Source organism: Streptomyces sp. NRRL S-495, from assembly GCF_000966955.1.
In the GTDB taxonomy this organism is placed as follows: domain Bacteria; phylum Actinomycetota; class Actinomycetes; order Streptomycetales; family Streptomycetaceae; genus Kitasatospora; species Kitasatospora purpeofusca.
This window is the reverse complement of sequence record NZ_JZWY01000613.1, coordinates 1-7,887: the sequence shown is the minus strand read 5'-3', so window position 1 is coordinate 7,887 and position 7,887 is coordinate 1. Positions and strand designations below refer to the sequence as shown.

Sequence of the window (7,887 nt, the reverse complement as noted above, 5' to 3'; positions counted from 1 at the left end):
GGTCTGACGGCAGGTGACGGCGCGGGGGCGCGCCCGGGAACTCCCGGGGGCGCCCCCGCGCCGTCGTTCGCCCTGGCCCACGGGCGGCGCGCCCCGGCCCGTAGAGTCGGTCGGCGGCGCCGGTCGCGGATCCCCGCGGACTCCGTGGATCCCATGGACCACACGGGACCACACGGACCTCATGGACTCTGCGGCCTCGGCGTCCGGCGCACAGCGGACCGTGGGCATCCGGCCCACCGTGGACAGGGGCGAGGGCAGACGCATGACACTCTTGACGGCGCTTCGGGGCGGCTCCGGCGACTCCGCCGACGCACTGCGGATCTCCGACGGACCGGGGCTCTCCCGTGAGCAGCTGCTCGCCGCGGCCACGGCCGTCGCCGACCGGGTGGCCGGCGCCCCCGCCCTCGCGGTGCTCGCCCGGTCCACCGCCGAGACGGTGGTCGCGGTCGTCGGCGGCCTGCTCGCCGGGGTCCCGGTCGTCCCGCTGCCGCCCGATTCCGGGCCCAAGGAGCGCGCTCACATCCTGCGCGACTCCGGTGCCGCCCTGCTGGCGCACGCCGCCGGTGACAGCCTGCCGGAGGACGCCGGTGTCGCCGGGCTGCCGGTCGACCTGCGGGAGCGCTCGGCCACCACGTACGCCGAGCCGGACCCGGCGGCGACCGCCTTCGTGCTCTACACCTCCGGCACCACCGGCGCGCCCAAGGGGGCGGTGATCGACCGCTCCGCCGTCGCCGCCGACCTCGACGCGCTCGCCGACGCCTGGCAGTGGACCGCCGAGGACACCCTGGTGCACGGCCTGCCGCTGTTCCATGTGCACGGGCTGGTGCTCGGCGTGCTCGGCGCGCTGCGGACCGGCAGCCGCCTGGTGCACACCGGCCGGCCCACCCCCGCCGGGTACGCGGCCGCGGGCGGCAGCCTCTACTTCGGCGTGCCGACCGTCTGGTCCCGGCTGGCGGCGGATCAGGAAGCGGCCGCCCGGCTCGCCTCCGCCCGGTTGCTGGTCTCCGGCAGCGCTCCGCTGCCCGTCCCGGTGTTCGAACGACTCGCCGCGCTGACCGGGCACGCCCCGATCGAGCGGTACGGCATGACCGAGTCGCTGATCACCGTCTCCACCCGCGCCGACGGGGAGCGCCGTCCGGGCAGCGTGGGCCTGCCGGTGGCCGGGGTGCGCACCCGGCTGGTCGGCGAGGACGGCGGACCCGTGCCGCACGACGGCGAGAGCGTCGGCGAACTCCAGGTGGCCGGGCCCACCCTGTTCCGGGGGTACCTCAACCGGCCGGACGCCGATGCCGAGGCGTGGACCGCCGACGGCTGGTTCCGGACCGGGGACGTCGCGGTGATCGGCGCCGACGGCTTCCACCGGATCGTGGGGCGGGCCTCCGTCGACCTGATCAAGAGCGGCGGGTACCGGATCGGGGCCGGCGAGGTGGAGGCGGCCCTGCGCGACCACCCGGCCGTGGCCGACGCCGCCGTGGTCGGTGCGCCGGACGCGGACCTCGGCCAGGCGATCGTGGCGTACGTCGTGCCGGACGGTCCCGTGACGGGTGAACAGCTGACGGACTTCGTGGCGTCGCGGCTCTCGGTCCACAAGCGGCCGCGGCGGGTGGTGCTGGTGTCCGAACTCCCCAGGAACGCCCTGGGGAAGGTGCTGAAGAAGCAGCTGCTGGCGGACTCCGCACACGGGTGACGGGCGGTCACCCGGCGCCGGGTCGGGTGACGGTCGCTCACCTTCCGTGAGCCTTCCTTTGGCGCACTCCACTGCGCGCTGTGACCGGACGCGTGCCTACCGTGACAAGCGGCGCGGACCGGGTCCCCAGGGACCCACGCACCGCGTCCAGCGATTGGCGACCAGCGTTCGGCGCGACCGAGACGATCGGCGCGTCAGCGCGATCAGTGAAGGAAGACAGCAGCATGACGACCGTCAACACCGGCGCACCGGGTGCCGCCGACGACGCGACCGGGCAGCCCACTGCCACCACCTCCCCCCGGCCGGCGCGCGGCGCCCGCCCTTCGCGGGCCGCGCGGGTCCGCCGGGGGATAGGCATGGTGGCCGTGATCGCGGCCGGTGCCGGCGTGATCGGCCTCGGCACCGGGGTGGGGACGGCGGCGGCCGAGCCGGCGCCGGCCCACGCCGGGTGGGACGGTTCGCGGTACTGGTTCAAGAACAGTCAGGGCCAGTGGCGCTGGACGACGCACTACGACGTCTACCTGGCGCGGACCGGCGGCTCGGCCGCGGGCACCACCCCGGCCGCGGGCGCCTCGGCGACGGCGACGACCGTCCCGTCCGGGGGCATCACCCAGGGGTGGGACGGTTCGCGGTACTGGTTCAAGAACAGCCAGGGCCAGTGGCGCTGGACGACGCACTACGACATCTACCTCGCGCGCACCGGCGGCTCGGACACCTCCTCCGCCTCGGCTTCCTCGACGTCCGCCACGGGGACCGGTTCCTCGGCCGACGCGGCGTCCCCGGCGGCGGACGGTGACGTCGAGGCGGCGGTGCAGTTCGCGCTGGCGCAGCTGGGCAAGCCGTTCAGGACGGCCGGCAACGGTCCGGACGGCTACGACTGCTCGGGCCTCGTCCAGCAGGCCTTCCGGCGCGGCGACATCGAGCTGCCGCGGGTCGCCAACGACCAGTACGCGGCCACCACGCCGGTGACGGCCTCCCAGCTGCGGCGCGGGGACCTGCTGTTCTGGTCGGACGACGGCTCCGCCCGGGGCATCCACCACGTGGCGATCTACCTGGGCAACAACCAGTACGTGGAGGCCGCCCGGCCCGGCACGCTGATCCGGATCTCGGGGATCAGCAGCGGCTACTACCCGACCCACATGGGGCGGCCCTGAGGTCCGCGTCTGTCGGCTCGGACCGGCGCCCGGACCACGGTGGTCCGGGCGCCGGTCCGTGGGCGCTCCGGGAGTGGTCAGGAGGGGCGGGCAGTCGGGTCGATGAGGTCGGCCGGGCGGGGGAGGGCGCCGCGGGCGCCCAGGGCGGTGACCGCGAAGGCGCCGGCCGCGACGGCGGTGGCGGCGGCCTCGGGGAGGGACGCACCCTGGGCCAGCCGGGCGGCGAGGGCGCCGCAGAACACGTCGCCGGCGCCGGTGGTGTCGACGACGGCCACCTCGGGGGCGGGGACGCGGTGGAGCGCGCCGCCCGCCGCGACCAGGGCGCCCGCCGCGCCGAGGGTGACCACCGCCCCGTCGCCGAGCGCCGCCAGCGCGGTGGCCGTCGTGGCGGTGGCGTCCCCGGTGCCGTCGGTGCCGTCGGTGCGGTCGGTGTGGTCGGTGGCTTCGGCGCCCGGGGCCGGTCGGCCGGTGAGCTGGGCGGCCTCGACGGCGTTGGCGACCAGGAGCGGGCGGCGCAGACCCGGGCCGGACCAGTCCGGGAGGACGCCCGCGGGCGCCGCGTTGTGGATCCAGCGCGGCCCGGCGGGCAACGCGGAGGCCGTCGCGCGGATGCACTCCTCGGGCACCTCACCACTGGTCAGGACGGTGTCGGCGGAGGTCAGGGCGAGGTCGGCGAGGACCTGGGCGACCTCGGCGCCGGTGAGCCGGGCATTGGCGCCGGGGACGACCACGATGCTGTTCTCCCCGGCCGGGTCGACCAGGACGACGGCCAGCCCGGTGGGCGCGTCCGGGTCGGTGTGCACGGCGTCGGTCGCCACTCCGGCCGCCCGGAGGTCGGCCAGTGCGGCCCGGCCCTCGGCGTCGGCACCGACCCGGGCCACCAGGCAGGTCGGCGCGCCCATGGCGGCCGCCGCCACGGCCTGGTTGGCGCCCTTGCCGCCGAAGCCCTGGGCGGAGCCGGCCGCGAGGACGGTCTCCCCGGGGGCGGGGAGCACGGGGCAGCGCAGGATGCGGTCGATGTTGACGGAGCCGACGGCCACGACGCGGCCGGGCGTGCTGGGTGCGGTCATCGTTCCTCTCTATGCGTTCGGCCGCCGATGGGCAAGCACGGGCCCGGCCCGGCGGCGCCCGCCGTACGGTGGGGTGTACGGACGGTGGGGTGTACGGACGGTGGGGCATACGGACGGTGGGGCGTACGAGGTGCGGAGGGGGCGCGCGCGATGGTGCCGGACTCCGGTGTCCGAGGGTGCGCGCTCCGGCGCGGCGGGGGTTGTACCGGTCCTGTGGTAGGCCCTCTGACCTGGGCACATGCCGCTGTCAAACGGAACCGGGAACCGCCATGAGCCGGGCCGGCGTGGAGGTATGGGGAACGGCGCGGCGCGGGTACCACCTCGGGTGGCGCTGGTTCGGCTGACGGGGGCGCCGCCCGGTGCGAACGGCACCGGGAGAGGTCGAGAAACAGGGGACGTTAGTGATCGTCTGGGTCAATGGCACGTTCGGGGCGGGCAAGACGAGCGCCTGTCGCGAGTTGGTGGAGCTGCTGCCCGGCAGCATGCTGTTCGATCCCGAGCTGGTCGGCTTCGGGCTGCGGGCGATGCTGCCGGCCGACCGGATGGCGGCGGTGTCGGACTTCCAGGACCTGCCGGCCTGGCGGCGGCTCGTCCCCGAGACGGCGGCGGCGCTGCTCGGCGAGGTACCCGGGCCGCTGGTGGTCCCGATGACGCTGCTGCGGGAGGACTACCGGGACGAGATCTTCGGTTCACTGGCCTCCAACGGCATCGCGGTGCACCACCTCGTCCTGGACCCTGAAGAAACGATCCTGCGTGCGCGCATTGCCCAGCGCGAGGAGGTGCCCGAGGACCCCGAGCGCAGCGAACGGATCCGGCAGTGGTGCCTGGAGCACGTGCCCCGCTACCTCGCCGCCCGCCGCTGGCTGCGCCGGGACGCCAGGCTCGTCGACACTTCCGGACTCACCCCGCGCGAGACCGCCGCCAGACTCGCCCAGCTGGTCGGCGACGGGTCGGCCCGCTGCCCGATCGTGCAGAGCCCCGACCCCACCGGGGACACCGTGGCCGCCGCCGTCCTGTTCTTCGACGAGCAGGACCGGGTGCTGCTCGTCGACCCGGTCTACAAGCCGGACTGGGAGTTCCCCGGCGGGGTGGTCGAACGCGGCGAGGCGCCGACCGACGCCGCGCTGCGGGAGACCGCCGAGGAACTCGGCCTCCGGCTGGACCCGGCCTCGCTGCGACTGCTCGCCGTCGACTGGGAGCCGCGCACCGGCCCGCGCCGGGGCGGGCTGCGCCTGGTCTACGACGGCGGCCTGCTGGACGCCACCGCCCGGCAGGGGCTGCTGCTCCAGCAGGACGAGCTGCGGAGCTGGCGCTTCGTCAGCCTGGAGGAGGCCTCCGGGCTGCTGCCGCCCGGGCGGTACCGGCGGCTCGCCGCGGCGCTGGACGCCCGCCGCTGCGGGGAGCTGCGCTACCTGGAGGCCGGGCGGCGGGCGGGGGTGGGGCTGGCGTCGACGGCGGACGCGGCCTGAGCGGAGCGGCGGGTCGGGTGCGGGCCCGGCCCGGGTCGGGTCCCGGTCGGGACCGGGGCCCGGTCCCCGGCGGCCGGGTCGGTGGAGCGGTCGGTCCGGCGTCCTCGGCCGGGCCGGCCGCTCCGGCGTTCCGCCGGTGGTGCCCGGTTGGCTGCGGTGGGCTGCGGTGGGTGGGCCGAGCCGTGCGGGGCGGGTGCGGCGGCCGTGGCCGGGGGCGGCAGGATGGGGCCATGCCGTTCACCCTGAGTCACCCGGCCGCCGTCCTGCCCCTGCTGCGCGTGGCGGGGGAGCGCGGGCCGCTGGTCGCGTCCGCGCTGGTCGCCGGCTCGATGGCGCCGGATGTGCCGTTCTTCGCCGAGTCGCTGCTGCCCGGGGTCTACCGGTACGGCGGGGTGACCCACCGTTGGTGGGGGGTGCCGACGGTGGACGTGGCGCTCGCGGCCGGGCTGGTGGCGGGCTGGCACGGGCTGGTGCGCGGGCCGCTGGTCGCGCTGCTGCCGCCGCCGTGGTCCGGCGCGGCCGAGGCGCTGACGGTCCGCCGGGCCGGTCGGGGGCGGCCGACCCGGGCGGACCTCGCCTGGTTCGCGGCCTCGGCGGCGGTCGGCGCGGCGAGCCACGTCGGCTGGGACGCCTTCACCCACCACGACCGGGCCGGGGTCCGGCTGTTCCCGGTGCTGGGGCGGCCGGTCGCGGGCGGGCCGCCGCTGTGCGAGGTGCTGCAGTACGGCACCTCGGCGCCCGCGCTGGCCGCCGTGGCGGGGTACGCGGTGCGGGCGGCCCGGTCGGTGGAGCCGGTCCGGTCGGCCGTCGAACTGTCCGGCCGGGCCCGACGGGCGGGCGCGGCGGTGCTGGGCGCGGCCACCGCGGCGGGGGTGGTGCACCGGCTCGTTCCGCTGCGGCGCGGGCTGGTGGGGGAGCTGTGCTTCGGGGCGGGGGCCGGGCTCGCGGTCGGCGCGGTGGGGTGGGCGCTGGCCCGGGCCGCGGTGACGGGGGTCCGGGGTGGTGCGGACCGGACGGCCGGTGCGGCCGGGGTACGGACGGCGCGGGGGTAGCGGCCGACGGCGCACAGGTGGAACGGGGTGGTGCAGGGAGTGTGGGCGGGGCGCGGCGGCCCCGGGACGCGCGGGCGTGCGGCAGCGCGGAGCAGGCGTGCGGGGAGGACCTGGCCGACGTGATGCGGGCCTGTCGGACGTGACGCGGGCCGCGCCGTCCTGGTGGACGGCGCGGCCCGCGAAGCCGGGACCGGAGGGGTCAGACCGAACGCAGCTCGGCGTAGCGGCGCAGGAAGAGCGCCTCGGTGAGGGCCATCCGCTCCAGCTCCAGCGGGTCGACGCTCTCGTTGACCGCGTGGATCTGGGTGGTCGGCTCCTCGACGCCGATCAGCACGATCTCGGCCTCCGGGTAGAGCGTGCGCAGCGTGTTGCAGAGCGGGATCGAGCCGCCCTCGCCGGAGGCGACCATCGGGGTGCCGAAGGCCTCGGCCATCGCCTCGCCCATCGCCTCGTAGGCCGGACCGGAGGTGTCGGCGAGGAACGGGGAGCCGTTGCCCTGGCGCTCGACGGTGACCTGCGCTCCGAACGGCACCTGGGCCTCCAGGTGGGCGACCAGCGCCTCCTGGGCGGCGTCGGTGTCGGTGCCCGGCGGGACGCGCAGGCTGACCGAGGCCTTGGCGAAGGACTGCACGGAGGAGGTGGCGCCGACCACCGGCGGGGCGTCGATGCCGAGGACGGTGACCGAGGGGCGGGCCCACAGCCGGTCGGCGACGGTGCCGGTGCCGGTGAGCGCGACCCCGTCCAGCACCTTGGCGTCGGCGCGGAACTGCTCGTCCGGGTACTGCACGCCGGTCCAGGTCTGATCGGTGGTCAGGCCGGCCACGGCGACGTCGCCGTGCTCGTCGTGCAGCGAGGCGAGCACCTTGACCAGGGCCTGGAGGGCGTCCGGCGCGGCGCCGCCGAACGCGCCGGAGTGCAGGTTGCCCGCGAGGGTGCGGACCGACACGTCGACCACGGTCATGCCGCGCAGCGAGGCGGTGACGGTGGGCAGGCCGGCGGCGAAGTTGCCGGTGTCGCCGATCACGATGGCGTCGGCGGTGAGCAGCTCGGGGTGGGCCTCGGCGTACTGCTCCAGGCCGCCGGTGCCCTGCTCCTCCGAGCCCTCGACGATGATCTTCAGCCCGACCGGGTAGCCGCCGTCCGCCTGGCGCAGCGCCCGAAGGGCCGTCAGGTGCATCAGGACGTTGCCCTTGCAGTCGGCGGCGCCGCGCCCGTACCAGCGGCCGTCGCGCTCGGTCAGCTCGAAGGCGGGGCTCAGCCACTCGTCCTCGGCCAGCGGGGGCTGGACGTCGTAGTGCGAGTAGAGCAGGACGGTCGGGGCGCCGGCCGGGCCGGGCAGCTCGGCGTAGACGGACTGGGTGCCGTCGGGGGTGTCGAGCAGTCGGACACCGGTCAGACCTTCGGCGGCGAAGGCGTCGGCGACCCAGCGGGCGGCCTTCTCGCACTCCTCGACCG

General features: G+C 76.6%; 6 protein-coding genes. 4 read left to right on the top strand and 2 right to left on the bottom strand.

All coding sequences use genetic code 11. From position 1 onward, the window contains the following. Window positions 1–262: 262 nt before the first annotated feature. Both VR45_RS28895 and VR45_RS42775 read left to right on the top strand, forming a co-directional pair. The gene (locus tag VR45_RS28895; RefSeq protein WP_045942799.1) at window positions 263–1,687 is read left to right on the top strand and encodes an acyl-CoA synthetase; all 1,425 of its coding nucleotides are present in this window, start codon (window positions 263–265) and stop codon (window positions 1,685–1,687) included. Window positions 1,688–1,911: 224 nt separating this feature from the next. Continuing rightward, window positions 1,912–2,841: a C40 family peptidase gene (locus VR45_RS42775; RefSeq protein ID WP_052709458.1), complete on the top strand. Its 930-nt coding sequence runs from the start codon at window positions 1,912–1,914 to the stop codon at window positions 2,839–2,841. 77 nt (window positions 2,842–2,918) lie between these two features. On the opposite strand, the gene VR45_RS28885 is transcribed toward VR45_RS42775, so the two are convergent. Then, window positions 2,919–3,911: a PfkB family carbohydrate kinase gene (locus tag VR45_RS28885; protein WP_045942798.1), complete on the bottom strand. Its 993-nt coding sequence runs from the start codon at window positions 3,909–3,911 to the stop codon at window positions 2,919–2,921. 401 nt (window positions 3,912–4,312) lie between these two features. Between VR45_RS28885 and VR45_RS28880 the strand changes: the two genes are divergently transcribed. Together VR45_RS28880 and VR45_RS28875 are read left to right on the top strand one after the other, a co-directional pair. Next, window positions 4,313–5,380 carry an NUDIX domain-containing protein gene (locus VR45_RS28880; protein ID WP_045942797.1) on the top strand — a complete coding sequence of 356 codons (1,068 nt, stop codon included), beginning with the start codon at window positions 4,313–4,315 and terminating at the stop codon, window positions 5,378–5,380. 230 nt (window positions 5,381–5,610) lie between these two features. After that, window positions 5,611–6,432: a DUF4184 family protein gene (locus VR45_RS28875; protein ID WP_052709457.1), complete on the top strand. Its 822-nt coding sequence runs from the start codon at window positions 5,611–5,613 to the stop codon at window positions 6,430–6,432. 199 nt (window positions 6,433–6,631) lie between these two features. Here the strand turns inward: VR45_RS28875 and VR45_RS28870 are convergent. Then, window positions 6,632–7,887 (bottom strand): dipeptidase (locus VR45_RS28870; protein WP_045942796.1); only part of this gene is annotated, 1,256 nt, incomplete at its 5' end.

Bases quoted from the DNA above. Each gene is read 5' to 3' on its own strand.
- VR45_RS28885 (WP_045942798.1), bottom strand. From the start codon at position 3,911: ATGACCGCACCCAGCACGCCCGGCCGCGTCGTGGCCGTCGGCTCCGTC.
- VR45_RS28875 (WP_052709457.1), top strand. From the start codon at position 5,611: ATGCCGTTCACCCTGAGTCACCCGGCCGCCGTCCTGCCCCTGCTGCGC.
- VR45_RS28895 (WP_045942799.1), top strand. From the start codon at position 263: ATGACACTCTTGACGGCGCTTCGGGGCGGCTCCGGCGACTCCGCCGAC.
- VR45_RS42775 (WP_052709458.1), top strand. From the start codon at position 1,912: ATGACGACCGTCAACACCGGCGCACCGGGTGCCGCCGACGACGCGACC.